This window comes from Desulfovermiculus halophilus DSM 18834, assembly GCF_000620765.1.
GTDB lineage: Bacteria > Desulfobacterota > Desulfovibrionia > Desulfovibrionales > Desulfothermaceae > Desulfovermiculus > Desulfovermiculus halophilus.
On sequence record NZ_JIAK01000006.1, the window covers coordinates 122084 to 147982 of the forward strand.

The window sequence follows — 25899 nt, forward strand, 5'->3', positions numbered from 1 at the left end:
CCTTACGGGAAAGGACCCCCATGTTTGCCTTTATCCTTCGCCGGATCCTGCAGGCTGTTCTGGTCATGTTCGTGATCAGCGTGATCGGATTCGCCATCAAGCACAACGTGGGCGATCCGGTGCGCCAGATCACCGGCATCTCGGTTTCCGAGACCGAACGGGAGGCCCTGCGGGACGAGCTGGGGCTCAACGATCCTGTCTACATCCAGTTCGGCCGGTTCCTAGCAGATGCAGTGCACGGTGACCTGGGGACTTCTTTTTTCTACAAAAAACCGGCCACCCAGGTCATTCTGTCCAAGGCCCCGGCCACCATCGAGCTGGTTGTGGTCAGTGCCCTGATCATTGTCGGGCTGTCCGTTCCTCTGGGCATCTTCGCGGCCATCAGGCCCAGGCACATCTTCTCCCGAGTTGTCATGGGAGCCAGCATCGTCGGGGTGTCCATCCCGGTCTTTTTGACCGCCATCATGGGCATCTACCTCTTTTCCATCCAGCTGGGGTGGCTGCCCTCCTTCGGCCGGGGGGCCACGCTCAATCTCTGGGGCTGGCACACCGGGTTTTTGACTCTGGACGGCTGGCTGCACCTCATTCTGCCCAGTCTGTCCCTGTCCTCGATCATGCTTCCCCTGTTCATCCGCCTGATCCGCTCGGAAATGATGGAGGTGTTGGAAACGGAGTACATCAAGTACGCCTGGGCCAAGGGGTTGAACGCGTACCGGATCTGGTTCGTGCACGCCTTTAAGAATACACTGCTCCCGGTGATCACAGTGGGCGGGGTGCAGCTGGGGATCACCATCGCCTTCACCATTCTGACCGAGACGGTCTTTCAGTGGCAGGGCCTGGGCTTTCTGTTCATGGAGGCGGTGGAACGCTCGGATACGTCCCTTTTGGTGGCCTACCTCATGTTCGTGGGCTTGGTCATGGTGGTGGTCAATACGGTTGTGGACATCATCTACGGCATGGTCAATCCCACCGTGCGCATTACGGGGGCCGCATGAGATCCAGATGGCAGCAGTTCAAAGATTCCTATCTGTGGTACAGCTTTAAGCGGGACAAGGTGGCCATTGTCAGCTGCGCCGTGTTTGTCTTCCTTTTTGTCAGCGCTTTGCTCGCTCCCTGGATCTCGCCCTACAATCCCTACGATCCGGCCAATATCGACATTATGGCTTCGGAGACACCACCGGTGTGGATGGACGGGGGAACATCCGAGTACATCATGGGCACTGATGCCCAGGGACGGGACCTTCTGTCCACCATGATCTACGGGATGCGCATTTCGATCACCATCGGCATCTTCGCCGTTCTGCTCCAGGCCTTTCTGGGCATCGTCATCGGTCTTCTTGCCGGGTATTTCGGGGGCAGACTTGATTCCTTCTTCATGCGCATGGCCGATGTGCAGCTCTCGTTTTCCTATCTTATGGTGGCCATCTTTATCAGTGCAGTCCTGCAGGCGGCCATTGGGGTGGGCCGGTTCGGGGAGATCGCGGTCCCTTTCTTGATCATCGTCATCGGTCTGGCCCAGTGGCCGCAGTACGCCCGTACGGTGCGGGCCTCGGTCCTGGCGGAAAAGAAGAAGGAATACGTGGAAGCGGCCCGGGTGGCCGGATTCAACGCCGGGCGGATCATGTGGCGGCACATCCTGCCCAACTGCATGTCCCCCATTCTGGTCCTGTCCACCATTCAGGTGGCCAATGCGGTGATGAGCGAGGCCGCCCTGTCCTTTCTGGGCCTTGGCATGCCGGTGACCAGGCCGTCCCTGGGCTCGCTGATCAACTCCGGTTTCGAGTATATATTCAGCGGGTCCTGGTGGATCACGGCCTTTCCCGGGATTCTCCTGGTTATCCTGGTCCTGGCCGTGAACCTGCTGGGCGATTTTCTCCGGGATGTGCTCAATCCGAAATTATACAAGGGATGACACCCATTGTAGGAGTCGCAATGCCTGAGCCACACAACCATCCTGTCCTGCTGGAAGTCCGGGATCTAATGGTCAATTTCGCCCTGCGCGGCGGGGATCTGACCGCATTGAACGGGGTCAGCTTTTCTTTAGACAAGGGCGAACGTCTGGGCTTGGTGGGTGAAAGCGGGGCCGGAAAATCAGTGGCCGGCTTCTCGATCATCAACCTGATCAGCAAGCCGGGATATATTGCCGGGGGCAAGGTCCTGTTCCAGGGCCGGGAGATCAGCTCCCTACCCTTTGAGCAGCTGCGGCGAATCCGGGGCAATGGGATCAACATGGTCTTTCAGGATCCGATGATGACCTTGAATCCGGTGTTGACCGTGGGGACCCAGATGGTGGAGACCATTACGGCCCATCAGGATGTCAGCGAGCAGGAGGCCGCGGCGGTGGCCGTGGACAAGCTGCGCCAGGTGCACATTCCCTCCCCAGAGAAGCGTCTGCATCAATATCCCCATGAGTTCTCCGGAGGGATGCGCCAGCGGATCATCATCGCCATCTCTTTGCTGAACAATCCCCAGTTGATCATAGCAGACGAGCCGACCACGGCCCTGGACGTGACCATTCAGGCCGAGATCATGGATCTGTTCATGGAGCTCTGCAGTCAGCAGCACATGGGGCTGATCCTGATAACCCACGATTTGGCCGTGGTTTCCGAAACAACGGAAAAAATGGCGGTCATGTACGCCGGACGGATCGTGGAGCAGGGCCCTACGGATGAGGTGATTGCAGATCCCCAGCATCCCTATACCCAGGGCCTGATCGCCGCCCTGCCCCAGATGGAGCAGCGGGGAACCAGGCTGAATCAGATCCCGGGGACCATGCCCACCCTGACCAGCATCCCGCCCGGGTGTTCCTTTCACCCCCGCTGTTCCATGGCCAGGGACATCTGTTCCGTGCACACTCCGGAGCTCGCCCCCACCCAGGCCAGAGAACGCCTGGTGGCCTGTCATCTCTTTCAACCCTAGCCGGTACGGTCGAGACTATGGCCCAGACTATGCAAAACGATTCGGAATACTTGGTCTCTGCAGCAAATCTGCACAAGATATTTGATATCTCCGGTGGGTTTCTGGATCAGCTCTCCTGGAAAAACGGCCGGTTGCAGCGGGAGAAGACCCTGGTCAAGGCGATAACCGATGTCAGCTTTGCGATTCGGCCCGGAGAGACCTTGAGCGTGGTCGGGGAGAGCGGATGCGGAAAGTCCACCCTGGGGCGGACGGTGATCGGCCTGCATCAGCCGAACAGTGGAGAGGTCTTTTACAAGCAGACCCGTATAGATACCCTAAGCCCTCAGCAGATGCTCCCCTTCCGGCGCAGGATGCAGATGGTCTTTCAGGATCCCTATGCATCTTTGAATCCGCGTAAACGGGTGATCAAGATCCTGGAGGAGCCTCTGGCCTTTCATTTTCCCCGGCTGACCGCTGCTGAACGCAGGGATCGCCTGGAGGAGGTCATGCTCCAGGTCGGGGGGGATCCGCAGTGGCTGAATCGTCTGCCCCACGAGTTCTCCGGGGGGCAGAGACAGCGGATCAGCATTGCCCGGGCCTTGGTCGTGGACCCGGAGTTTATCGTGGCCGACGAGCCCATCTCCGCCCTGGATGTCTCCATCCAGGCCCAGATCTTAAATCTTATGCTCGATGCCCAGGAAGAGCGGGGACTGACCTATCTGTTCATCGCCCACGACCTGTCAGTGGTGGAGCATATCTCCACCCGGGTGGCGGTCATGTATCTGGGAACCATGTGCGAAGTAGCCACCACTGCCGAACTGTTCTCCAATCCCAAACATCCGTATACCCAGGCCCTGCTCTCGGCCATTCCCCGTCTGGGCCATAAGCGGGAAGGGCATGTGAGGCTCAAGGGCGAGGTGCCGACCCCCATCAATCTCCCTCCGGGCTGCGTCTTTCACAGACGCTGTCGTTTTGCCCGGGATATTTGCAGGCAGGAGTTTCCGGAGCTCATGGCCATGCCCGATGGTCGACATGTGGCCTGTCACGGTATTCGGGAAGGGTGGGTGTGAGTGACAGAGGACAGAGGTCAGAAGACAGAAGACAGAGGACAGAAGACAGAGATCAGAGGGCAAAAGACAGAGGGCAGAGGACAGAAGACAGAGGGTGGAGGGCGGAGGGCAGAAGACAGGGGCGGAGATGAGAGGTCGGCTCGGCTGCTTTCCGGTTTCATACCCCTTTCACGTTCTGGGATTCCCCGAAGATCTGCTGGATCTCCCGGTGCAGCTGGGCGAATGTTCCAGCACTGATAGCCTCGCGCACCCGGCGCATGAGGTTCAGGTAAAAGGCCAGGTTGTGCAGGGTGTTCAGACGATAGGCCAGCAGTTCCCTGGCCGTGTACAGGTGACGGAGGTAGGCCCGGGAAAAGGTTGTGCAGGTGTAGCAGTTGCACTGGGGATCGAGGGGGGAGTCGTCGGCTCTGTATTCCCGGCGCTTGATGTTTATCTTGCCCTGGCTGGTGTACAGGGTGCCGTTTCTGGCGTTGCGAGTGGGCAGGACGCAGTCGAACATGTCTATTCCCTGGGCCACACCGTCCAGCAGGTCCAAAGGAGTGCCTACTCCCATCAGATAGCGGGGCTTGTCCGCAGGGAGCAGGGGGGCGGTATGGGCCAGGATGTCCAGCATGACCTCCTTGGGCTCGCCCACGCTCAGGCCGCCCACAGCAAAGCCGGAAAAGGGCAGAGCGGTGATCTCCTCCGCCGAACGGGTCCGCAGGTCCGGAAAGAAGCCGCCCTGGACAATGCCGAACACCAGCTGGTTCCCTCTGCCCGGAGGATAGCCCTGCAGGCTGTCCTGGGCCCAGGCCGTGGTCAGCTGGACGGAATCTCTTGTGTACTCCCAGTTGGCATCATAGGAGACGCATTCGTCCAGGACCATCATGATATCCGATCCCAAACCGGCCTGGATGTCCATGACCCGCTGGGGGGTAAACCAGTGTTTGGAGCCGTCGATATGGGACCTGAACTCCACACCCTCCGGAGTCAGCCTGCGCAGGGCGGAAAGACTGAAGACCTGGTATCCGCCGCTATCGGTCAGGATGGGCCGGTCCCAGCTGGAAAAGGCATGCAGCCCGCCCAGCTGATCAACCAGCTCATGCCCCGGACGAAGGTACAGATGATAGGTGTTGCCCAGGATGATCTGGGCGCCGATGCCGGTAAGGTCCTGGGGACTGAGGCTCTTGACGCTGGCCTGGGTGCCCACGGGCATAAAGACCGGGGTTTGGATGCATCCGTGAGCGGTGTGCAAGGTGCCCAGCCTGGCCGGACCGTCGGTGCAAGATATTGTGAATGTGCCTGGGACCATGGAGATTTTGCCGGCTGTACGGGTTATGCGGTCTTGCGCTCAGCCAGGGCGCACACCGTATCCTGAGTGCTGATACCGATCATTTCCGTCTCCTGCTCGGGGCCGATCAACACGTCCACGCGCTTTACCTGTCTGGGGATCTGTCTGAGAAAGGCGATCTTGACCTCCCCCTCCCAGGTATGATGTCCCCTGGTTGTGGCCAGGGCGGTGTCGATGTAGTCGATATACACGGCATGGTTGACGTGCCCGTAGAGATCGAAATCGGATGTCCTGGTGGTCACCGGAAGGGTTGTCTGGCAGGGAAAATCTGCATCCGGCTTCCATTGGGCCAGATCCCAGTCCAGGGCGTGTGCTGCTTCGATCTCATAGGCCTCGGCCATCTCCCCGGGGATGCGTTTGAGCCGTTCGGCCCGCAGATCATAGAGCAGCCACAGGCTGGTCGCCCGGGCCAGGACCCGGTCCCGGTCCCGGATCTGGAACTCGCGCAGGGCCCGGAAGCCCTTGATGCCCTTGGACCAGGTGGTCACGGTCAGCTCCTGCCCATAGGCCGGCAGGCTCAGGATCTTCAGTCCGATCTTGTACATCATCCAGGCCAATCCCTGTTCCTGATACAGATCCCTGGCTGAAAGGCCTACCAGGTCCGTGTGCCTGATGGCCGCTTCTTCCATTTGTCGGACCAGGGCCATTGGCTTGAGCTGGAAGGATTCGTCTACATCCAGATAGGAAACTGTCCAGGGGAGGTCGACGCGCATGATGATCTGTGTTCCCCGGGTTTGTGGTCAGGGGTAAAAACTGTTTTCCGGATGTGGCATGTGCCGGGTTGCCGCTGACGACGGTCATAAGTCATCGTGGAGGTAAAATCAAGGAAGGAGAGCATATGCGCACAGCTGACGATCTGGCTGCTGCCCTGCGCCGTATCGACGGCAAGGGCTATAAGGCGTACAAAGATATACAGGGGGACTACGATCTTGGGGCGAGCCTGGTTCATATCGACCATGTACAGAGCGATCCCTTTGCTCCGCCCAGCCGCCTGCGGGTGACCGTGAGTCAGGAGAGGGCGGGCGTGCCTGCAGAGCTTTTTGGTTCCCCCGTGCGCAGGGCAGCCGCCGAAGACTTTTTGACCCGCAGCTTCGCCCGGGAAATACAGGCCCTGGATCAGTCCGGACCGAAAGGAGCCAAGGCCCCGGTTATAGGCATTGACAAGCCGGGCCAGGAGATCCTGCCCCGGACGTCCATGCTGATTGATGAGGCCAAGGTTCAGGCCAGGTTCGTTCTTGGTCTGCCCGCCCGGGGGAGGACCATTCTGGGTCGTCGGGCCGAGGAGTTGCTGCTCAAGGTTGTGCCCCGCTTGGCGGAGAAAGCCCTGGTGGGATCCAACCTGGATCTGGCCGGCATGAAACGGCATGTCGAGATCTGTGAAGATCAGGACTACCTGCGCCGAGCCCTGGTTGAGCGGGGGCTTGCCGCATTTGTGGGTAACGGCGCTGTCCTGCCCCGGGAAAGCGGGGTCAGTGATCGGCCGTTGTCTTCTTCGGTGGCCGTGCCCTTTGTTTCTCCCGAAGATATGGAGGTTGCGTTCCAGCTGCCCAACCAAGGGACTGTTTCCGGCATGGGCCTGGCGGAGGGTGTGACCCTGGTCGTGGGCGGCGGCTACCACGGCAAATCGACCCTGCTCAAAGCCCTGGAGCGTTCCGTATACAATCACATTCCGGGAGACGGCCGGGAGCTGGTGGTTGCCCGGGATAGCGCGGTCAAGATCAGGGCTGAGGACGGCCGCAGCGTGGCCGGGGTGGATATCGAGCCGTTTATCCGTCAGCTGCCCATGGGCCGGACCACGTGGTCATTCTCTTCGGACAACGCCAGCGGAAGCACATCCCAGGCGGCAAACATTATGGAGGCCCTGGAGGCCGGGAGTTCGCTGCTCCTGCTGGACGAAGACACCTCGGCCACAAACTTCATGATCCGGGACAGCCGGATGCAGCGTCTGGTGGCCAGGGAATGCGAACCCATCACCCCGTTCATCGACCGGGTCCGGGAGATGTATTCCAGGCTGGGGGTATCCACTATCCTGGTCCTGGGCGGGTCCGGGGATTATCTGGATGTGGCCGATCAGGTCATCATGCTCACCGACTACCGGGTGCAGAACGTGACCCAGCAGGCGGCAGAGATAGCCCAGAGCATTCAGACCAGCCGGGCCAGTGAGGTGGAGAGCGCCTTCGACCGGATCCGGGAGCGGATCCCGAAGGCCGCGAGCTTTGCCCTGGGCCCCAAAGACAAGGTCAAAACCAAGGGGCTGGGTAGCGTGTTCTTCGGCCGGGAGCATATCGATCTCTCCCAGGTGGAGCAGCTGGTGGACCAGAGCCAGACCCGGGCCCTGGCTGCGGTGCTCCGCATCCTGCACAGCAGAGTGCAGTCGGGAATGACCCTTGGTCAGGTCGTTGAACACCTTCTCCAAGAGGTCTATACTTACGGCCTGGATGTCCTTTCCCCGTCTGCTGCACGGCCTGTAGGGGATCTGGCCTTGCCCAGACGGGAGGAGGTCTGCGCGGCGGTCAATCGCCTGCGTACCCTGCAGGTCCAGACGGTGCGCACAGAGGACGCGAATGGGAATAGCCTTTCATGATGCCTATGCCGACTTTCCGGATCCGGCTTTGGACCGGGTGGGCGAGCTTGTGGCCATAGGCGGGGACCTTGAGCCCCAGCGGCTGCTGGCCGCGTATGCCAAGGGGATATTCCCCTGGTACGACGAGACAAGCCCAATTTTGTGGTGGTCGCCGGATCCCCGGCTGCTGCTTGTTCCCGGGGAAATGCATATTCCCCGGCGTCTGACCCGCTTTATGCGCCAGAAGACCCTGGCCGTGACCGTGAATATGAGCTGCCCTCAGGTGATAGAGAGCTGTGCCGGGGTAAAGCGGCGGGGGATGAAAGGGACGTGGCTGGTGCCGGAGATGATTGCCGCCTATACCCATCTGCACCAGCTGGGATATGTCCACTCGGTGGAGACCTGGCAGGAAGGGAGGCTGGTCGGCGGCGTCTACGGGGTGGCCCTGGGACGGGCATTTTTCGGGGAATCCATGTTCCACCTGGTGAGCAATGCCTCCAAGGTGGCCCTGGTCTCCCTGGTGCAGGTGCTGCAGAGGTACGGGGTGCATTTCATGGATTGCCAGCAGACCACCAGGCATCTGCTCAGCTTCGGGGCCCGAGAGTTTTCCCGGCGGATCTTCATGCATCGTTTGCAGTCGGCCCTGGAGGCCGAGCCCCTGCCTGAGGAGGCCTGGCGGGCCCGGAGGCTGGATTATTAATAGGAATAACCAGCAGCGCCGGGCCCGACGCTGCTGGTGGCTTAAATCGTGTACAGCTCATTTCCGGTCAGGACCTTGACCTTGTTCTTGAGCAAGACGTCAATGGCCTGATCCGTCCGGTCGAAACGAAAGATGAGCACCGCGTTCTGCCCGCTCTGCTGCACAAAGGCATACATGTACTCCACATTGATATCCTCTGCGCTCAAAATCTGCAGGATGGCGTTCAGCCCTCCCGGGGTGTCCTCCACTTCCACAGGAACCACAGTGGTCCGGCCGACGGTAAAGCCGTTTTCCTTGAGCACGGCCTTGGCTTTTTCCGTGTCCGAGACGATCAGGCGAAGGATGCCGAAGTCCGAGGTATCGGCCAGGGAAAGGGCCCGGATGTTCAGCCCGGCATCGGACAAGGCCTTGGTTACATCGCACAGCCGGCCGGCCCGATTTTCCAAAAAAACTGAGATCTGTTCCACCTTCATAATTCCACCTCGCATGCGGTTGATCACCATTAATGCATGTCCTGCCCGTAGGTCCGTCGGCTTTGTACGTGTTTAACGCTGGTCCACAATCCGCTTGGCTTTGCCCTCGGATCGACTGATGGCCCTGGGCTCCACCAGCTTGATGTCGGCGGTGATGCCCAAAAATTCCTTGATGTTTTTCTGCAGCTTCCGCTCCAGGCGCTGCAGATGCTTGATCTCGTCGGAAAAGATGTTTTCATTGACCTCGACCTGGATCTCCAGGGTATCCATGGAGGCCTCCCGGTGCAGAATGAGCTGATAGTGCGGGGCCAAGCCCTCTGTCTCCAAAAGGATGCCCTCGATCTGGGAGGGAAAGACGTTCACTCCCCGGATGATGAGCATGTCGTCGGAGCGGCCCATAACCTTGTCCATGCGCAGATGGGTGCGGCCGCACCTGCACGGAACAGGGGTCAGCCGGGTCAAATCCCGGGTTCGATAGCGAACCAAAGGCTGGGCTTCTTTGGTTAAAGTGGTCAGGACCAGCTCTCCGGTCTCTCCGTAGGGCAACGGTTCTTTGGTTTCCGGGTCGATGATTTCAGGCAGGAAGTGGTCTTCCCAAATATGCAGCCCTTGTTGAACGGTTGCGCATTCCATGGCTACGCCGGGCCCCATGACCTCGGAAAGACCGTAGATATCCATGGCTGTGAGGTTGAGCTTGGTCTGGATCTCGGAGCGCAGGGCGTCTGTCCAGGGTTCGGCTCCGAAGATCCCGGTGTGCAGGCTGAGGTCCTTGAAGCTGATCCCAGCAGTCTGGGCCACATCCGCCAGGTGCAGGGCATAGGACGGGGTGCAGCAGATCACTGTGGGCTTGAAGTCATGCAGGAGCATGACCTGGCGCTTGGTCCCCCCGCCGGAGACCGGGAGGATGGTGGCCCCGAGCTGCTCGGCTCCGTAATGGGCCCCCAGGCCGCCGGTGAAGAGACCGTACCCATAGGCGTTGTGCACAGTATCCCTGCGGGTGACGCCGGCGGCCATGAAAGAACGGGCCATGAGCTGGGCCCAGTTCCGGACATCCCGCTGGGTATAGCCCACCACGGTGGCCTTGCCCGTTGTTCCGGAGGAGGCGTGGATGCGGACGACATTCTCCCGGGGCACGGCAAAGAGGCCGAAGGGGTAGTTGTTGCGCAGATCCTGCTTTTCGGTCAGGGGCAGGTAGGCCACGTCGGACAGGCGTTTGATGTGTTCCGGCCGGATGCCCAGCTCGTCGAACCTGGTTCGGTAGAACGGAACAGCGTGGTAGGCCCGTTCCACAGATTGCTGCAGACGGCGGAGTTGCAGTGTTTCCAGCTCTTCCCGGGGGAGGGTTTCCTTCTCCACATCGTACATCATTGCCGCTCTCCTTGGCTGGTTTGTTCGTCTGCCGATTCCGGCGCAGGGCCGCCCGGAGTTGCGTATTGGGTCTACATCGCAGGGATGGTCCTGTCTTTTATCTCCCTTGTCAAGAGCTCCGCCTTGCGCTGTTTGCCATTGGGCGCTAGATTCAGTATGACCTGGTCAGACAACGCGAGATGCACTACATGCCAAGAACGGGGGTTTGCGCAAGGATGAACGCAGAACAGGCGCAAGACGCCAATTCCGGAGCGTTTCGGGAAAAAGCAGAGGCTGTTGTCCGTTGGCTGGAGGAAAAGAAGGCCAAGGACATCGTAGCCCTGGATGTTCAGGCCCTGAACAGCCTGACCGAGGGGGTGATCATTGCCTCAGCAAGCACCATACGGCATGCCCAGGCCCTGGCTGACGGGCTTTTGCAGTACTTCGGGGAGCAAGGATACGAATATTTGGGCATGGAGGGCTACCAGGTGGGGAGCTGGATCCTGATTGACGGAAATGACGTGGTCATCCATATTTTTCAGGAGCAGGCCCGGGGCTTTTACCACCTGGAAAGCTTGTGGACCGGAGCGCCGCGCTTGACCTGCAGTGCCGAGAACGAGGCAGAAGGAGAATGACCATGTCCATGCACACGCCCACCCTGCTGCTTATTCTGGACGGATGGGGACAGGGTGAGGCCAATGCCGGCAATGCCATACATGCCGCCACTACCCCGCATATGGACACCATCCTGGGCACCGCCCCCAGATCCACCCTGGCCTGCAGCGGCGAAGCCGTAGGGCTGCCTCCGGGACAGATGGGGAATTCCGAGGTGGGGCACTTGAACATCGGGGCCGGCCGCGTCGTCTACCAGGATATTGTGCGCATCAATGCCGCTGTATCCGATGGCTCGATATTCACCAACCCCACGCTGCTGGAGGTGATGGCCGGGACCAAGGCCCGGGGATCCACCCTGCACCTCTTGGGCCTGGTCTCGGACGGGGGGGTGCACAGTCAGCTGGAGCATCTCTTCTCTTTGCTCCGCATGGCCCGGGAACAGGGCCTTGGGAATGTGGTCGTCCATGCTGTTCTGGACGGCCGGGACACCCCCCCGACCAGCGGAGCTGGATACCTCCGGGAGTTGCAGGATATGCTGGCCGAGGAAAAGATGGGCAGGATCGGCACGGTCAGCGGCCGTTATTACGCCATGGACCGGGACAAGCGATGGGAGCGGACCTCCCTGGCCTATGCCGCTTTGGTCCACGGACGGGGAAAGACGGCCAAGGACCCGGTTCAGGCGGTGGAAGAGGCCTATGCCCGGGGGGAGACGGACGAGTTTGTCCAACCCACGGTCATCCTGGGCCCTGGCCAGGAACCGACCGGGACGATTGCCGACGGAGACGGGATATTCTTCTTCAATTTCCGGGCGGATCGCATGCGGCAAATGGTTCAGGCCCTGACCGAGCCGGGCTTTGCCCAGTTCGATGTCTCCGCCCGGCCCAAGCTGGGTTCAGCGGCCAGCATGACCGTGTACGACGCGCATTTCGATCTTCCGGTGGCCTTTGCACCCCAAAGGCTGCCCAATATCCTGGGTCAGGTATGCGCCGACCGGGGCATGGCCCAGCTCCGGCTGGCGGAGACGGAAAAATACGCCCATGTGACCTATTTTTTCAACGGCGGGGTGGAAGACCCCTTTCCTCAGGAAGACCGGATCCTGATTCCCTCCCCCAAGGAGGTGGCCACCTATGATCAAAAGCCGGAGATGTCGGTCTACGAGGTTGCCGATACCCTGATCCGGGAATGGCGCAGACAGGTCTATACTCTGGTGGTCTGCAATTTCGCCAACCTGGATATGGTCGGTCACACCGGCAACTTTCAGGCCGCGATCCAGGCCTGCGAGGCCGTTGACGAGTGTCTGGGCCGGGTTATGGATTGCGTGCTGCCATCCGGGGGGCGGATGCTGGTCACCGCGGATCATGGGAATGCGGACGCCATGCTCGATCCCCAGGGAGAGGTCCGGACTGCGCACAGCATGAACCCGGTTCCGCTGGTCTGGCTGGAGAACGAGTACCAGGCCCCTGGCCTGCGGGCAGAAGGTGTTCTGGGCGATATCGCCCCGACCATCCTCGATTTGTGGGGTATGGAAAAACCAGTTGAAATGACCGGGCAAAGCCTGGTCCGGAAAGATACATAACCAGGAAAACACACTGTTATGGATAAGCGCCTCATGTTGCCGGTCAAACCGGAAGGTATGGAGATCGTGTATTATTATTCCTGTCCCTCCTGCGGACGCAAAGTCCCCCTGCTCGCCCCCCTGAAGCCGGCAATGGCGGCTTGCGACCAGTGCTCGACCCAGTTCCCGGTTGTTCCGGCAGACGCCCGAAGTGTGGAGTTTGTCAAGACCATGCTCAATCAGGGCCGTGCAGGCATCGATCCGGATTACGTGTAGCAATTGTGCAATCCTGAATCCACGGCCGAGGCGTCATGCTGACCAGTGTCCTAGATCTGATCGGAAATACCCCCCTTGTTCCCCTGCGTAGAATGAATCCCAACCCCGGGGTCAATCTTTTGGCCAAGATCGAGTCCCGCAACCCTGGCGGGTCCATCAAGGATCGGGTGGCCCTGGCCATGATAGAGGCTGCGGAGAAAAGCGGGGAGTTGACTCCGGAAAAGACCGTTATTGAAGCAACCTCCGGCAACACGGGCATAGGCCTGGCCATGGTCTGTGCGGTCAAGGGCTACAGGATCAAGCTGCTTATGCCGGAGACGGCCTCCCTGGAGCGGCGCAGGATCATGGTCGCCTATGGGGCTAAGATCGAGCTTACCCCCGGGCATCTCGGCACCGACGGGGCCATTGAGGAGGCCTACCGGCTGGCCCGGGAAGAGCCGTCGGCCTATGTGCTCATGGATCAGTACAATAATCCGGTAAGTGTTGCTGCGCACTATCACGGTACGGCCAGGGAGATCTGGGAACAGACCGGAGGCCGGGTGACCCATGCCGTAGCCACCCTGGGGACCACCGGTACGGCCATGGGCCTGGCCGGCAGGCTGAAGGAGGAAAGCTCTGATGTGCAGGTCATGGCCGTGGAGCCCAATGTGGGGCACAAGATCCAGGGGCTGAAGAACATGCAGGCCTCGTATCCGCCCGGGATCTACGACAAGCATGTCCTGGACCGAGTGGTGCGGGTGGACGATGAAGAGGCCTTCTCCCTGTGCCGGGAGCTGGCCAGAGAGGAGGGCATCTTCGCTGGCATGAGCTCCGGGGCCGCGCTGGCGGGCGCCCTGCAGCTGGTCCGGGCCCTGGACTCCGGCACGGTGGTGGTGGTTTTTCCTGACGGCGGAGAACGGTACTTGAGCACCTCCCTCTTCGTCCTGCCGGCCGAGCAGGGGATGAGCCTGTACAATCTGGGGTCCAGGCGACTGGAGCGACTGGACCTGGGTGCCGACACGGTATCGTTTTTTGCCCCCGGCCCGTCGCCGGATGCCCCTGGAGATGCCGGATCCTGGCGCAGGCTCGTGTTTTTGGATGTTCTGGCCAGATATGTGCAGTCCAAAGGGGTCACGGTTCAGGCGGCAGCCGGAGTGGCTGACATGGACGACCAGGCCCTGGCCCGGGCGGCGGCCGGTGGACAGGCTCCGGAGGTCTATTCCCGGGAGTTTGTCCGCAGTCTGGAGGAGAAAGCCCATACATTGGGCTGTACGGAGATAGTCTTTTCCCCGGCCAGCAGGCAGATGGAGGCCATGCTGACCATGTGCCGGACCCTGCTGGGCAAGGGGCGGGCCTATGAGAAGCTGCGTTCGGTGTACTACGATGTGTTTCGGGACAAAGAGTACGGAGAGCTGGTCCAGGCCGATCCGGCCAAGCTCAGCCTGGGCAAGACTGTGGATCTGGAGGACTATGCCAAAGACAACCCCCGGGACTTTACCCTGCTCAAGCGGGCCACGCTGGACAACCTGAAAAAAGGCCATTTTGTGAAGACAGAGTGGGGGAATGTACGCCCCAGCTGGTATCTGCAGATGGCTGCCGCTCCGGGCCGGGCAAGTTCTGACCTGCAGGTGATCCTGGCCGGACGCCCCCACCACTTTCCGCATGTGGACAATCTGCGGGCCATATGGACCAAAACAGGACGGGCCGACCCGAGCATCTGGTCCATGGTTCAGACCGCCGGGTCAGGGGAACACGACCCAGTGCCCGCGGATATTGATTCCCTGCTGGGGCTGGTGGAAAATCCCCTGGCTCTGCGCATGTGGCTCTTGTCCATCGACTACCGCAAGCCCCTGGTCCTGACCCGGGAAGGGGCCAGGATGTGGGCCCATAACTGGCGGCGGGTCCAGAATACAGTGGCTGCGGTCAGCCTGCGGACGGCGGATACAGAGCAGGAAGAGACCGGCAAGGCGGTCAAGCAGGCCTTGTTTGATCTGCGTCAGGGCTGGACTGAGGCCTTGGAAAACGATCTGTCCATCTATACCTTCTGGCCGGTGCTGTTCACCTTTTGCCGGAAGGTGAACGCCTGGCTGGAGAACGACGGCCTGCGTCCGAACGAGGCCGGGGCTGTTCTGGAGGCAGTGCAGCGGCTGGATGCCGTGCTGGGGATTGTGGATTGGCCCGGACTTCCCCTGCCGGCTCACGCCTGGCCGCAGGAGGTGGCTGTCCGTCTGGAAGAGCGTCGCGCGGCCCAGGCCGCAAAGGACTTCGCCCGGGCCGATGCCCTGCGGGATGAGATCAAAACCCTGGGCTTCCGGGTGGAAGACACCCCTCAGGGACCGCGGGTTTACAGAAGACAGAGGACAGAAGACAGTAGACGGAAGACGGAGGACTGAGGACAGGAGAGAGAAGACAGACATTATATGTCAGAGATCAGCTTTGCCTCCGACAGATCCGAAGCTACCTTGTTGTTGCATACGAGGAAGAAAAAACACTGCCATAATAAAAATAGCCCTGTGTATTGCGTATTGAGCGATGGCTTGAGCTTTGTATGTTTGGTCCTGGACATTTTCCTGCACTCACAGTGTCCTTAGTCGAAGCCACGGACCAATCCCCGGCACGGCCATATCAAAGTGTCGCTGTACAATTATACATTGAACCGAAAGGTGATGATGTCTCCGTCCCGGACGAGGTAATCCTTGCCTTCCAGGCGCAGCAATCCCTTGTCCTTGGCCTGCTTGAAGTTCTGCACCGAACAGAAGTCCTCCCAGCTCAAGACCTCGGCCCGAATGAATCCCTTCTGCAGATCGGAGTGGATGACCCCGGCGGCTTCCGGAGCAGTGGCCCCCCGGGTGACCTTCCAGGCCCGGACCTCTTTTTCCCCGGCGGTGAGGAAGGTAATCAGCCCGAGCAGGGAGGAGGTCCGGGTGATGATCCGGTCCAGGGCGGACTGAGTCAGTCCCAGGTCTTCCAAAAATTCCCCCCGTTCTTCGGGATCGTCGATCTCGGCCAGCTCCCGCTCCAGCTTCGCGCACAGGGCCACATGGGCCTGGCCCGGGGAATCCTCGGGGACGTCGGCATCCAGATCGGTATCCATAACGTTCCAGACGTAGAGCACCGGCTTGGCGGTTAAGAAGCAAAACCCGCGGAGCTCGGGGGTCTGGGCCAGCTCAGGGTCCTGGCGCAAGGGGATTTCTCTGTCCAACAGATCCTTGGCCCGGAGCAGGGAGGCCTCCTCCTGGGCGTTGACCAGGGTCCGGTCCTTTTTCTTGTCTTGGTCCAGGCGCTCCAGGCGCTTTTCGATCACCGCCATGTCCGTGATCATGAGGTCGGTTTCAATATCCCGGTACTGTTCTTCCGGATCCTGGAGTCCGGAAAATGCGTCCAGGACCGTGACCAGACAGTCGTGGGGCCGGATGGCGCTTTGCACCCTCTGGCCCAGTCCGTGTCCCTTGCCGCTTCCGCCGGGGATGTCCACGTACTCGATCTCCGAAGGGGTGACCTTCCGGGGGGAGAAAAGCTTGGTCAAAGGGTCCAGCCTGGGTTCAGGTACCTTGACCATCGCCCGGTCCGTGTGCTGGGCATCCGGCCCGGCCAAGGCCCGAAAAAGCTCGCTCTTGCCGCTCCCGGCAAATCCATAAATCGCTGTCTTCATATATTTTTTCCTCCCATGGCTTCCAGGACGGCGCGTACCACTGGAGCCAGGCGGTTGACTATCCAGGCAATTCCCCGGGCGTTGGGGTGCAGTCCATCGGGCAGGGTCAGCTCAGGATCTCCTGCCACCCGGCCCAGGAAATCAGGGAACAGAGTCAGATCATAGGTCCGGGCCAGCTCCGGATAGAGGGCATTGAACTCCTCGCCAGCCGCCGGGGGGACATCCAAAACAGCGGTGAACCCGGCCAGAAGGACCCGGGCCTTGGCCTGGAGGCAGGCCTGGATCAGCTGCTCCAGATTGGCCCTGATGCGCTTGGGGGGGATTCCCATCAGGATGTCGTTGATCCCAAGCTCCAGAATGACCAGGTCCGGTCCAGGGCGCAGGGCAGACTGGATCCGGCCAAGCCCTCCGGCCGTGGTGTCCCCGGAGATGCCGTGGTTGGCGATGACTGTGGCGATGCCGTCGGCCTCCAGACGGGCATGGAGCTGCCGGGGCAGGCTGGCCTGCTCCGGCAGGCCAAAGCCAGCGGTCAGGCTGTTGCCAAAGGCGCAGATGTCGAATGCGGACATAGGAATAATGGTGCGAGTCACGGTCTGTTCGGCACAAGATGGCACCGGTTCAGGTCAGCAGACCCGTCCTCGACGGTCGGTGGCTGCCGTGTGGGCCTTATCTTGGCTCCGGTCCCCGGGCCGTCTCCCCCCGGGCCATCTTCCAGCCCAGCATGCCCCAGGCCAGGGCGGTTACGTTTCGATAGCCCATTCTCTGCAGCCGCTTGACCGCCACCGGGGAGCGGTGCCCTGTGGAGCAAACCACGACCAAGGGCTGATGCACGGAAAAGGGCAGAGGCCTTTTCCGGCCCAGGAGGTCGGGCCGGTTCACAGCCGAGGGTATGTGCAGCAACCGATACTCCGGTCCGGTGGAGACGTCAATGATAAACGGTCCCTTGCGGTGCAGCTTGGCCCTGAGGTCCCAGGGCGTGGTTTTGCGAACGCCCAGGGCATACCAGACCAGGTCCCAGAGCGGATAGGCCAGAATGAAGAGGCAAAGCGCTGTCTTGATCCAGAACATGGCCTGAGCCTATCCAAGAGCCGGGCAATGATCAACTGGGCGTTGAACGAGTGCACACAAGGCCCCGGGGGGTTACGCGGATTTCCTTGTCCCCCGGGAATTGGAACCGTTTGTGCCAGGTTCGGTTCCGCCAGGCCCGGTCCAGGCGGAAGAGGTTCCCGGCCAGGGCCTGGCCGGGACCTAGACGGTCCAGGACACTTCGGTACCAGCGCAGACGCTGAGCAGGATGCAAGCGGTTCAGGGACTGGGCTGGAAGGAGAGTGCCCTGGGGCAGAGTGTGTTCGGCTGCCCTCAGGGCCTGCATCTCTTTAGCCCAGTAGTCTGCATCCACCTGGGCCTGACGCCAGAGGTCGGCAGTCTGGCCCAAGAATCCAGGATTTTCAGTGCACAGCAGGGGCAGGATCCGGTGCCGGATGCGATTGCGGGCAAACCTTGGGTCCTGATTGCTCTCGTCTTCCAGCCAGGTCTGTCCGCAGGCGCGGACGAAATCGGCCAGGTCCTGCTTGGGGGTGAGCAAAAAAGGACGCAGGATGGCGGTATCCGGGATCCAGGCCGGCATGCCGGCCAGCGCCGGCCAGCCGGCGCCTCGAAGCCGGCGCATGAGGGCGTCTTCAGCCAGATCGTTCAGGTGGTGGGCGGTGAGCAGGAAGTGGGCGCCGAGCCTGACGGCTGTGGCGGTCAAGAACCGGTAGCGGAGGATGCGTCCGGCCTCCTCCAGGCCCAGGCTCCGGCGCCGGGCATATATTGAGGCCTTGGTCCGGCCCTGATATAGGGGGATGTCCAGTTTCCGGCACAGGCGCTGGAGGTCGGCAGCCTCGGCATCCGCTTGTTCCCGGAGTCCATGGTGGAGGTGGACGGCGTGCAGGCTGGTCCCCAGGCGGGGACGCATTACATGGGCCCAGAGGATCATGGCGGTTGAATCCACTCCCCTGGATGCGGCCAGCAGAATTGTCCTCTCCTCCAGGTCCAGGTTCAGTTCGTCCTGGATGAAGGAGCAGATATCCAGGCAGAAATGAGCCCATTTGGGGGGCAGTCCCTGCAGGGTGATGCCGGGCATTGTCCTATACTCCAAGCCCCAGATCCAACACGGCCTGATCAACCACACCTATCCCGTAGGCCCGCTGCTCCGGGGTGGCAAAGCCGATGCAGTCGCAGCGGAAGGTCTGTCTGGCCCGGACCAGAAGCTCCAGCTGGATCCAGGTGGAGCCGGCCTCCAGGCTGAGGATATACGGCCCGCAGGAGTCCAGGTGGCCGAGCTGCTGCGGGGTGAGCAGGCCGGACGGCAGCTGGATCCAGATAATGCCCTGCATCGGCCCCGGGCCGAGGTCCTGCTGCAGACGGGCGAAGAGCCCCGCAGCCTGCTCCGGGAGCATTTCATCTATCCGGTAGGAACGCATGGAGATGTCCTTAGAGTTTCGGTTCAGCGGGTGGTGTTCCGTCTGTCTGCGTGGGCGTTGTCCGGCACTTCGTCCCGGTCCAGGTCGAACATGCGCCGAATAACCGAGACGTAGTGCTGGGCCTGATCCTGCTCCTGCCCCCGGCGCTTGAGGAAGTCTATGGCCGGGTGGTAGAGCTTTTTGGCCAGGGATTGGGCCATGGTCCGGACCGCCTTTTCCGTTTCCGGATCTACATTTGGTCCCAGGCGCTTCAAGGTCCGTTCAGCCTCCTTGTGGGCCAGGTTCTCGCCGTGCTGCAGGAGGTCGACGATGGTCGGGGTCAGATCCAGGGAATTGAGCCAGTCCTGAAAGGTGTCCACTTCCTGGGCCACGATCTCCCGGGCCAGTCCTGCCTGCTCCTGGCGCTGGGCCATGTTTTCCTCCACCACGCCTTTCAAGTCGTCGATGTCGTAGAGGTAGACATTGTCCAGCTGGTTCACGTCGGGATCGATATCCCTGGGAACGGCGATGTCGATGAAGAACATGGGCCGGTTCTTGCGCTGCTTGAGTATGGACCGCATGTCCCTGGCGTGCAGGATGGGCTGGGTGGCCCCGGTGGAGCTGATGACGATATCTACTGTGGGCAGCTGGGACAGGAGATCGCAGTAGGCCACCGCCCTGCCGTTAAACCGTTCGGCCAGCTCCTGGGCCCGGTTCAGAGTGCGATTGGCCACCAGGAGCTGACTCAGCCCGGAGTTCAACAGATGGGTTGCGGCCAGCTCGGCCATTTCTCCGGCCCCGATGAGCATGGCCCGTTGTCTGGACAGATCCCCGAAGATATCCTTGGCCAGCTCCACAGCTGCAAAGCTGATGGATACGGCGCTCTGGGCGATACGGGTCTCGCTGCGCACCCGCTTGGCCACGGAAAAGGCCTTGTGCATCAAGCGATTGATGATGGTCCGGGTGGTTCCCTGCTCCACGGCCTGCCGGTAGGCCTGCTTGAGCTGGCCCAGGATCTGGGGTTCTCCGACCACCATGGAGTCCAGGCTGGAGGCCACCTGGAAGACGTGTTCCACGGCCTTATGTCCCTTGTGGATATAGATGTGCTCGCGGAGGAGCTGGGGATCCTGTCCGCAGAGATGGGCCCAAGCGGAGAGGATGGGCGTCAGAGGGTTGTCCCCGCTGTTGACCACAGCCAAAAGCTCCACCCGGTTGCAGGTGGACAGGGTCAGAGCCTCCTGGACCGGGCTGTGCTGGCCGAAGATGGCCAGTTCCCTGGGCCCGGTGTCCGGCAAAGCGAACTGTTCCCTGATGTCCACAGGGGCAGTGCGGTGATTGAGTCCGACAAGGATGATTTCTTGAGACATGGATGGATCAGGGGCGGAAGCTGTGATGGGTTGGCAGAAAAAAGTTGATCACGGCGATGGAGACCAGACAGAGTACAAAGAGCCAGGAGGCCAGAGTGGCCGGTTTCCGGCCCTTCCAGCCCAGGGCCAGGCGCTGGTGAAAGAGATAGGCAAAGAGGAACCAGATCAGAACGCTGGCCAGTTCCTTGGGGTCCCAGGAAAAGGCCCGGCCCCAGGTGACGTCGGCCCACAAGAAGCCGGCCAGCATCCCGATGGTGAACAGGGGAAAGCCGAGGCTCACCGCCCAGTGATTGACCCGGTCGCAGTTGAGCAGGGCCGGAAAATCGCGGCGAATTCGGCTTGGCTTGGTCTTGTGCTTGATGTGCCAATCCACGTACAGATAGCAGACCCCGGCCCCGAAGGCCATGGCCAAGAGGGCGATGCTGACGAACAGAGCGGCCACATGCAGGCCGAACCACAACCCGCTGAGCTGGGCCGGGATGGTCAGCTCCGGAGCGTGGACCAGCATGGAGGAGGAAAAAAGAATGAGGGCCAGAGGCGCTGCAGTCAGGGCCAGGAACTGGATCCGCAGTCTCCACCAGACCACCAGGTACAGCCCCAGCAGGGTCCAGGCCAGAAGACTGACGTAGAACTGGCCCTGGGTGGCGGTAAAGTCGGGGTTGGCGGCCAGGTTGAGAGCCAGATCCAGGCTGTGGAGGATGAACCCCAGGCCCAGCCAGCCCAAGGCAATGCTCTTTAGCCGGGTATTGCCCCCCAGGACCCCGGCCACATAGAGCACAGAGGCCAGAAAATAGAGCAGGGCGATGCCCAGATCAAAGAGAAAAATCATGTTCATGCAGCACCTCGCGGGCAAAGGGATGCAGGTCAGGGGGCAGGCGGTCTTGAAGCAAGGCCAGTAAGCCGGGTCCGTCCTTTTGGGCAATGGCCCGGCTCAGCTCCCCGTCGGTCAGGGAGCGGAAGAGGGCGGCGTTCTCTGCCTGCGGGGCTCCCCGGGCAATAACCGCCGGACGAAGCGCCTTGAGCAGGCTGGTCCATACTGTATATTCCGGGCCGAACTCCTGCTCCAGTTGCTGCCGGATGCGCCTGGTCAGGGCCGGACTGGTCCCGCCGGTGGTCACTGCGAGTTCCAGATCCCCCTGACTGATGAGCGAGGGCCAGATCAGGGAGCAGAGTTCGGGCTGATCGACAACGTTGCACAGGATGGTGTGCTCCCGGCACAGACGGCCGATCTGCGCGTTTACCTCCGGGCTGGAGGTGCTGGCCACCACCAAGAAGGCCCCCTGGATGTCCTTTGGCTCAAAAGGCCGGTTGTGCAGGGTGATGGCCTGGACGGCCTCTGGATGCATGGCTTTGAGGGGCTCCGGTCTGGGCTCGACCACTACCAGGGGATCTGCCCGGCAATGGAGAAGGCGCCGGATCTTGCGCTGCCCCACTGAGCCAGCCCCTGCGACCACGCAGGTCCGGCCTCGAAGGTCGATGAACGCAGGAAAATGAGGCATGCACAGTGTCTACCAGACTCGGGGCGGGCTGTAAAACCGTCTGCGCCGGGATCAGAAAAACGGGGGGCCTGACGCTGATTGTATGCAAACAGAACCGGGGCTATTATCCATTTTGGTCAGGGATTCTTCGCTCCCAGACTCGCTGAGAATGACAAAAGGGAGGATGACGCTCTGCCGCATAGTTCGTGAACCCTTCTTGTCATTCTGAAGGAGGGTAGCGACTGAAGAATCTATTGTGTTTGGTATACATGCCTGCGGAAGTGGCACCTAGGTGTTCACTGAACATACAGAGCTCAAGCTTGGTGAACTTTGTGCTCGTCGTTCAATATGCACCATTACACATGGAAAAACCAAGAGTTTTGCCGGTCTGCTACATGACCAGGGACTGCTTCTCCGGGGACAGGCGGGCTTCCAGCCGGCGGGCGTAACAGCTCATGGCGTAGCAGCAGATGAAATACAGAAAGGCCACTGTGGTGTAGATCTCAAAAGGATAGACCATGAGCCGGTTGTTCAGGCCCTGGGCCACAAAGGTCAGCTCCAGGACTCCGATGACAAAGGCCAGAGAGGTATCTTTGAAGATGGCGATGAATTGTCCGACAATGGCCGGGATCATCTGTTTCAGGGCCTGAGGGAGGATGATCCGGCGCATGGTCTGAAAGTAGGACAGGCCTGTGGAATAGGCGGCTTCCACCTGCCCGGACGGGATGTTCTGTACCCCGCTGCGCACGATCTCGGCCAGATAGGCCCCGGTGAAGATGGTCAAGGCGACGGTGGCGCTCCAGAAGACGTCAAAGAAGGCCCCGGTGACGATGGGGATGAAAAAGTAGACCCAGAAGATGACGATGATCAGGGGGTTGCCCCGAATGACCTCGATATACACCATGCAGGGGAGACGGAACAGCTGATTGGACGAGGCCCGGCCCAGCCCGGCGGCCAGGCCGATGAAGAAGCTGACCGAGATGGCGATGACCGCCATGAGAATGGAGTACGCCAACCCGCCCAGCCCCCAGAAGAGCTCATTTTCGCTGCCGTGGGGAAAGCGCCAGATGAGCAGGGTGTCCAGGTTGTCCCAGATGACCTGCCAGTTAAATCCCATCAGCCCCTGAATGAGCTTGAAGCCGACATAGACAAGGGCAGCCACGAACGCGGTTTTGAAGGCAAGGGCAACAACCGCGGCCGCCCAGTGCCGGACCTGGATGGCCGCGGCCTGGAGGGGGGATCGGACCAGGGTGGCCCGGCCTCCGGCCCGCTTGGCGTACCAGGCGGTTGTCAGCCTGGAGGCGGCTGCCCACACAAGGCTCAGGGGGCTGAAAAGCAGGTCAGCCGCCCGCTGGTTCCAGGAGGTACGGGCGCTGGGCTGGATTTTCAGCTTGACGTTGACCAGGTTCAAGAGCCCGGAGATGACCAGGGACAGGGCCAGATACAGGACAGTGGCCCCGGTCGTGGCCTCAAATCCCCGAAATGTCAGGGATTCAACCTGTTGGGAGGACCAGGTCAGCTCGGCAACGCCAACCACCATGGCCAGGGAGGAGTTCTTCATGTTGTTTAAAAACTCGCTGCCCAAAGGAGGAATGATGCTCCGGAAGGCCAGAGGGAGGATGATGCTCCGGAGGACCTGAAGGTAGGAGAGCCCGCTGGAGTAGGCGGACTCCAGAAGTCCGCGGGGGATGGACTGCAGCCCGGCCCTGATGACCTCGGCCATGAAGGAGCCGGTATACACGGACAACCCGATGGTGGCGCACCAGAATTCATAGTTGAGGCCGAAGACGTAGTTTCTGGCCGCCTGGGGCAGCCCCATGGGGAAGGCGAAATACCAGAAGAAGAGCTGGATGAGCAGGGGGGTGTTGCGGAAAAACTCCACATAGGCGGTGGACAGCCAGCGCAGGGGGGCAAAGGAGGCCAATCGGCCCAATCCGAAGAAGGTGCCCAGGGCCAGGGCGATGCCGGAGCTGATCAGAGATATCTTGATCGTCAGGACCAGGCCCTGGAGAAGGACCAGGCCGAAGTGCTCCTGATAGGTCGGGTTGACCTCAAACAGGACGCTCCAGTCGAACTCGTAGCCGAACTTGAAAAAGAAGCCCCAGTAGACAACCATGACCGCGACGATGACGATCAGGGTCGTGTACTGCACCCACCGTTTTTCCAGCCAGTATGCAAGCATATACTTACGAAGGCTCAGGCTTCAGCGCCGCTGCTGGCCGCAGGCGCCCTGTTTGATCCAGAATGAAGCTCTGTGACGTATTTATGGGGAAAAATCCAGCTTTATACCGGGGTTCAGGTGTGCCTCAGGCACACCTGAACCCCGGGCATTTGGTTATGGCCACATTTCGATTTCTTCGGTCATGGGGAAGTGATACGGGGTGTCCGGACCGTACCACTTGGTATAGATCTCCATGTAGGTCCCGTCCTTCCACATATCCTGGAGGGTGAAGTTGATCAGGTCCCGCCAGTCTGAGTCATCCTCGGGCAAGCCGATTCCATAGGGCTCGTTGCTGAAAAAGTCTCCGACCAATTCGTATTTGCCGGGCTCCTTGGCCGCATACCCCAGAAGGATGGTGGAGTCTGTGCTCCAGGCCGCGACCCGCCCCATCTGCAAGGCCTGAAAGCATTCCGACTCTTTTTGAAAGGAGATCACGTTCTGTTCGTAGTTGGGGTCGCCCAGCTTCTGCAGCAGATTCTTGACGTTGATTTCCGAGGTCGTGCCCTGCATGGTGGCAATCTTTTTGCCCACAAAATCCTCCCACTCATCATATTGTCCTTTTTGGGCCAAAAACTTTTGACCGTCAAAGAAATAGGTGATGGAGAAGTCGATGGATTTGTCCCGCTCCCTTTTGTGGGTCATGTTAGCCACGCTCATGTCGATGCGGCCCTGCTGGACAAAGGCGATTCTGGTCTTGTTGTTCACTGGGACCCGCTCAAGCTCGCACCCCAGGCGGTCAGCGATTTCCTTGGCTATGTCCACGTCAAAGCCCACCCATTCCTGGTTTTGGTTGTAAAACGCCCCGGGGATGGAGTCGGTCATGATCCCGGCCCGAATGACCTTGTTCTCCATGACCCGGTCATAGGTAGGGCCGGACCAGGCTGGAACGGCCAGCAGAACGCACCCGATGAGGGACAGGGTAATCAGAGTTGCACGATACATAGCTCCTCCATGTGGTTAAGGTCCAGGGGCAATGCCGCCGATACGCGTGTATGTGCACCCGGGGGCAGCTAAGTAAGCCCGGCCGGGATGCCCGTGCTGCGGGGTCTGTTCCTAAGCATTCAGTGACTGAGGATCTTGCTCAGGAACTCCTTGGTCCGGGGGTGCTGGGCGTGGGTGAAGAACTGCGAGGGGGTGTTTTCTTCGATCAGCAGCCCCTGGTCCATAAAGATGACTCGATCGGCAACTTCCTTGGCAAACCCCATCTCATGGGTGACGCAGACCATGGTCATGCCCTCCTTGGCCAGGGTGCGCATCACGTCCAGGACCTCGTTGATCATCTCCGGGTCCAGGGCAGACGTGGGTTCGTCAAAAAGCATGATCTTGGGGTTCATGGCCAGTCCCCGGGCGATGGCCACTCGCTGCTGCTGGCCGCCGGAGAGCTGACAGGGATAGGCGTGGGCCTTGTCCGGGATGTTGACCTTGGACAAGAGGTCCATGCCTTTGGATTCGGCCTGCTTGGGGGGTAATCTGCGGACCAGAAGAGGAGCCAGGGTGACGTTTTGAAGGACCGTCATGTGCGGGTAGAGATTGAACTGCTGGAAGACAAAGCCTATTTCGGCCCTGAGCAGAGCCAGATTGGTCTTCGGGTCATTGATGTCCAGCTGGTCGACGACGATTTTTCCGGATTGAATGGGCTCCAGCCGGTTAATGCAGCGGATAAGGGTACTTTTCCCCGATCCACTGGGGCCGCAGACAACGACCACCTCTCCCTCCCGGATATGCAGGTTGATGTTTTGCAGGACCTGGTACTCGCCAAACCATTTCTGGACCTCGTCAAACCGGATCACGCGCTGACTCCAAAAGACTGTGTATTCCTGCTTGCTTCAGGGATGATTGCTACCAATATCCGGCATGCCCGCCCAAGTCAAGGACAGCGGGGGCGCGTATTGCCTGTTGGGCCGCAAGGATGTACAACACACCAGTGCTGA

At 60.5% G+C, this 25899-nt stretch carries 25 protein-coding genes; 10 read left to right on the forward strand and 15 right to left on the reverse strand.

The annotated features are described in order from the left end of the window. Window positions 1–20 precede the first annotated feature (20 nt). Genes N902_RS0103040 through N902_RS0103055 form a run of 4 tightly spaced genes read left to right on the forward strand, consistent with a single transcriptional unit; the run spans window position 21 to window position 3968 of the window. On the forward strand, window positions 21–995 hold the full coding sequence (locus N902_RS0103040; protein WP_027369733.1) for an ABC transporter permease: 975 nt from the start codon (window positions 21–23) through the stop codon (window positions 993–995). Next, the gene (locus tag N902_RS0103045) at window positions 992–1912 is read left to right on the forward strand and encodes an ABC transporter permease (protein WP_027369734.1); all 921 of its coding nucleotides are present in this window, start codon (window positions 992–994) and stop codon (window positions 1910–1912) included. The genes N902_RS0103040 and N902_RS0103045 overlap by 4 nt, the downstream gene beginning before the upstream one ends. A gap of 20 nt (window positions 1913–1932) precedes the next feature. Next, the gene (locus tag N902_RS0103050; RefSeq protein WP_027369735.1) at window positions 1933–2919 is read left to right on the forward strand and encodes an ABC transporter ATP-binding protein; all 987 of its coding nucleotides are present in this window, start codon (window positions 1933–1935) and stop codon (window positions 2917–2919) included. Window positions 2920–2948: 29 nt separating this feature from the next. Further along, window positions 2949–3968: an ABC transporter ATP-binding protein gene (locus N902_RS0103055; protein ID WP_027369736.1), complete on the forward strand. Its 1020-nt coding sequence runs from the start codon at window positions 2949–2951 to the stop codon at window positions 3966–3968. A 157-nt stretch (window positions 3969–4125) separates the two neighbouring features. On the opposite strand, the gene tgt is transcribed toward N902_RS0103055, so the two are convergent. Further along, complete coding sequence (tgt, locus tag N902_RS0103060) at window positions 4126–5259, reverse strand: tRNA guanosine(34) transglycosylase Tgt (protein ID WP_034621400.1); 1134 nt, start codon at window positions 5257–5259, stop codon at window positions 4126–4128. A gap of 23 nt (window positions 5260–5282) precedes the next feature. Further along, complete coding sequence (locus N902_RS0103065) at window positions 5283–6011, reverse strand: acyl-[acyl-carrier-protein] thioesterase (protein WP_027369738.1); 729 nt, start codon at window positions 6009–6011, stop codon at window positions 5283–5285. A 125-nt stretch (window positions 6012–6136) separates the two neighbouring features. Between N902_RS0103065 and N902_RS16140 the strand changes: the two genes are divergently transcribed. Beyond that, entirely contained in the window at window positions 6137–7882 is a 1746-nt protein-coding gene (locus tag N902_RS16140; protein WP_034621403.1) for an ABC-ATPase domain-containing protein, read from the forward strand. Further along, complete coding sequence (aat, locus tag N902_RS0103075) at window positions 7863–8561, forward strand: leucyl/phenylalanyl-tRNA--protein transferase (protein WP_027369739.1); 699 nt, start codon at window positions 7863–7865, stop codon at window positions 8559–8561. The genes N902_RS16140 and aat overlap by 20 nt, the downstream gene beginning before the upstream one ends. Before the next feature lie 41 nt (window positions 8562–8602). On the opposite strand, the gene N902_RS0103080 is transcribed toward aat, so the two are convergent. Both N902_RS0103080 and N902_RS0103085 read right to left on the reverse strand, forming a co-directional pair. Next, complete coding sequence (locus N902_RS0103080; RefSeq protein ID WP_027369740.1) at window positions 8603–9034, reverse strand: ACT domain-containing protein; 432 nt, start codon at window positions 9032–9034, stop codon at window positions 8603–8605. Between the two features lie 72 nt (window positions 9035–9106). After that, the gene (locus tag N902_RS0103085; protein ID WP_027369741.1) at window positions 9107–10402 is read right to left on the reverse strand and encodes a phenylacetate--CoA ligase family protein; all 1296 of its coding nucleotides are present in this window, start codon (window positions 10400–10402) and stop codon (window positions 9107–9109) included. Window positions 10403–10617: 215 nt separating this feature from the next. On the opposite strand from N902_RS0103085, the gene rsfS reads away from it, so the two are divergent. The 4 genes from rsfS to N902_RS16145 are packed head-to-tail and all read left to right on the forward strand — an operon-like array spanning window position 10618 to window position 15199. Beyond that, window positions 10618–11016, forward strand: a complete 399-nt coding sequence (gene rsfS, locus N902_RS0103090) for a ribosome silencing factor (protein ID WP_027369742.1) — start codon at window positions 10618–10620, stop codon at window positions 11014–11016. Between the two features lie 8 nt (window positions 11017–11024). Next, window positions 11025–12572, forward strand: a complete 1548-nt coding sequence (gene gpmI / locus N902_RS0103095; RefSeq protein WP_425246431.1) for a 2,3-bisphosphoglycerate-independent phosphoglycerate mutase — start codon at window positions 11025–11027, stop codon at window positions 12570–12572. An 18-nt stretch (window positions 12573–12590) separates the two neighbouring features. Beyond that, entirely contained in the window at window positions 12591–12827 is a 237-nt protein-coding gene (locus N902_RS0103100; RefSeq protein ID WP_027369744.1) for a hypothetical protein, read from the forward strand. A 35-nt stretch (window positions 12828–12862) separates the two neighbouring features. Then, window positions 12863–15199 (forward strand): cysteine synthase, encoded by a 2337-nt coding sequence (locus N902_RS16145; RefSeq protein ID WP_051564195.1) that lies wholly within the window; start codon window positions 12863–12865, stop codon window positions 15197–15199. Window positions 15200–15450: 251 nt separating this feature from the next. On the opposite strand, the gene N902_RS0103115 is transcribed toward N902_RS16145, so the two are convergent. The 11 genes from N902_RS0103115 to N902_RS0103165 form a co-directional block, all read right to left on the reverse strand. Next, window positions 15451–16458, reverse strand: a complete 1008-nt coding sequence (locus N902_RS0103115) for a DUF933 domain-containing protein (RefSeq protein WP_027369745.1) — start codon at window positions 16456–16458, stop codon at window positions 15451–15453. Then, the gene (locus tag N902_RS16150) at window positions 16455–17027 is read right to left on the reverse strand and encodes an arylesterase (RefSeq protein WP_034621406.1); all 573 of its coding nucleotides are present in this window, start codon (window positions 17025–17027) and stop codon (window positions 16455–16457) included. Before N902_RS16150 ends, N902_RS0103115 begins: the two co-directional genes overlap by 4 nt. A gap of 97 nt (window positions 17028–17124) precedes the next feature. Then, window positions 17125–17526: a rhodanese-like domain-containing protein gene (locus N902_RS0103125; RefSeq protein ID WP_051564197.1), complete on the reverse strand. Its 402-nt coding sequence runs from the start codon at window positions 17524–17526 to the stop codon at window positions 17125–17127. Between the two features lie 31 nt (window positions 17527–17557). Beyond that, window positions 17558–18583, reverse strand: coding sequence for a tRNA lysidine(34) synthetase TilS (tilS, locus tag N902_RS0103130; protein ID WP_034621408.1), 1026 nt, complete (start codon window positions 18581–18583; stop codon window positions 17558–17560). Window positions 18584–18587: 4 nt separating this feature from the next. Next, window positions 18588–18923, reverse strand: a complete 336-nt coding sequence (locus N902_RS0103135) for a hypothetical protein (protein WP_027369748.1) — start codon at window positions 18921–18923, stop codon at window positions 18588–18590. A 23-nt stretch (window positions 18924–18946) separates the two neighbouring features. Then, window positions 18947–20269, reverse strand: coding sequence for a glutamyl-tRNA reductase (gene hemA, locus N902_RS0103140; RefSeq protein ID WP_027369749.1), 1323 nt, complete (start codon window positions 20267–20269; stop codon window positions 18947–18949). Window positions 20270–20276: 7 nt separating this feature from the next. Next, window positions 20277–21104 (reverse strand): cytochrome C assembly family protein, encoded by an 828-nt coding sequence (locus tag N902_RS0103145; protein WP_027369750.1) that lies wholly within the window; start codon window positions 21102–21104, stop codon window positions 20277–20279. Continuing rightward, the gene (locus tag N902_RS0103150; protein ID WP_027369751.1) at window positions 21082–21768 is read right to left on the reverse strand and encodes a precorrin-2 dehydrogenase/sirohydrochlorin ferrochelatase family protein; all 687 of its coding nucleotides are present in this window, start codon (window positions 21766–21768) and stop codon (window positions 21082–21084) included. Before N902_RS0103150 ends, N902_RS0103145 begins: the two co-directional genes overlap by 23 nt. Window positions 21769–22138: 370 nt before the next feature. Beyond that, the gene (locus N902_RS0103155; protein ID WP_027369752.1) at window positions 22139–23929 is read right to left on the reverse strand and encodes an amino acid ABC transporter permease; all 1791 of its coding nucleotides are present in this window, start codon (window positions 23927–23929) and stop codon (window positions 22139–22141) included. Between the two features lie 153 nt (window positions 23930–24082). After that, window positions 24083–24910 carry an ABC transporter substrate-binding protein gene (locus N902_RS0103160; protein WP_027369753.1) on the reverse strand — a complete coding sequence of 276 codons (828 nt, stop codon included), beginning with the start codon at window positions 24908–24910 and terminating at the stop codon, window positions 24083–24085. Between the two features lie 119 nt (window positions 24911–25029). Beyond that, entirely contained in the window at window positions 25030–25758 is a 729-nt protein-coding gene (locus N902_RS0103165) for an amino acid ABC transporter ATP-binding protein (protein WP_027369754.1), read from the reverse strand. Window positions 25759–25899 lie beyond the last annotated feature (141 nt).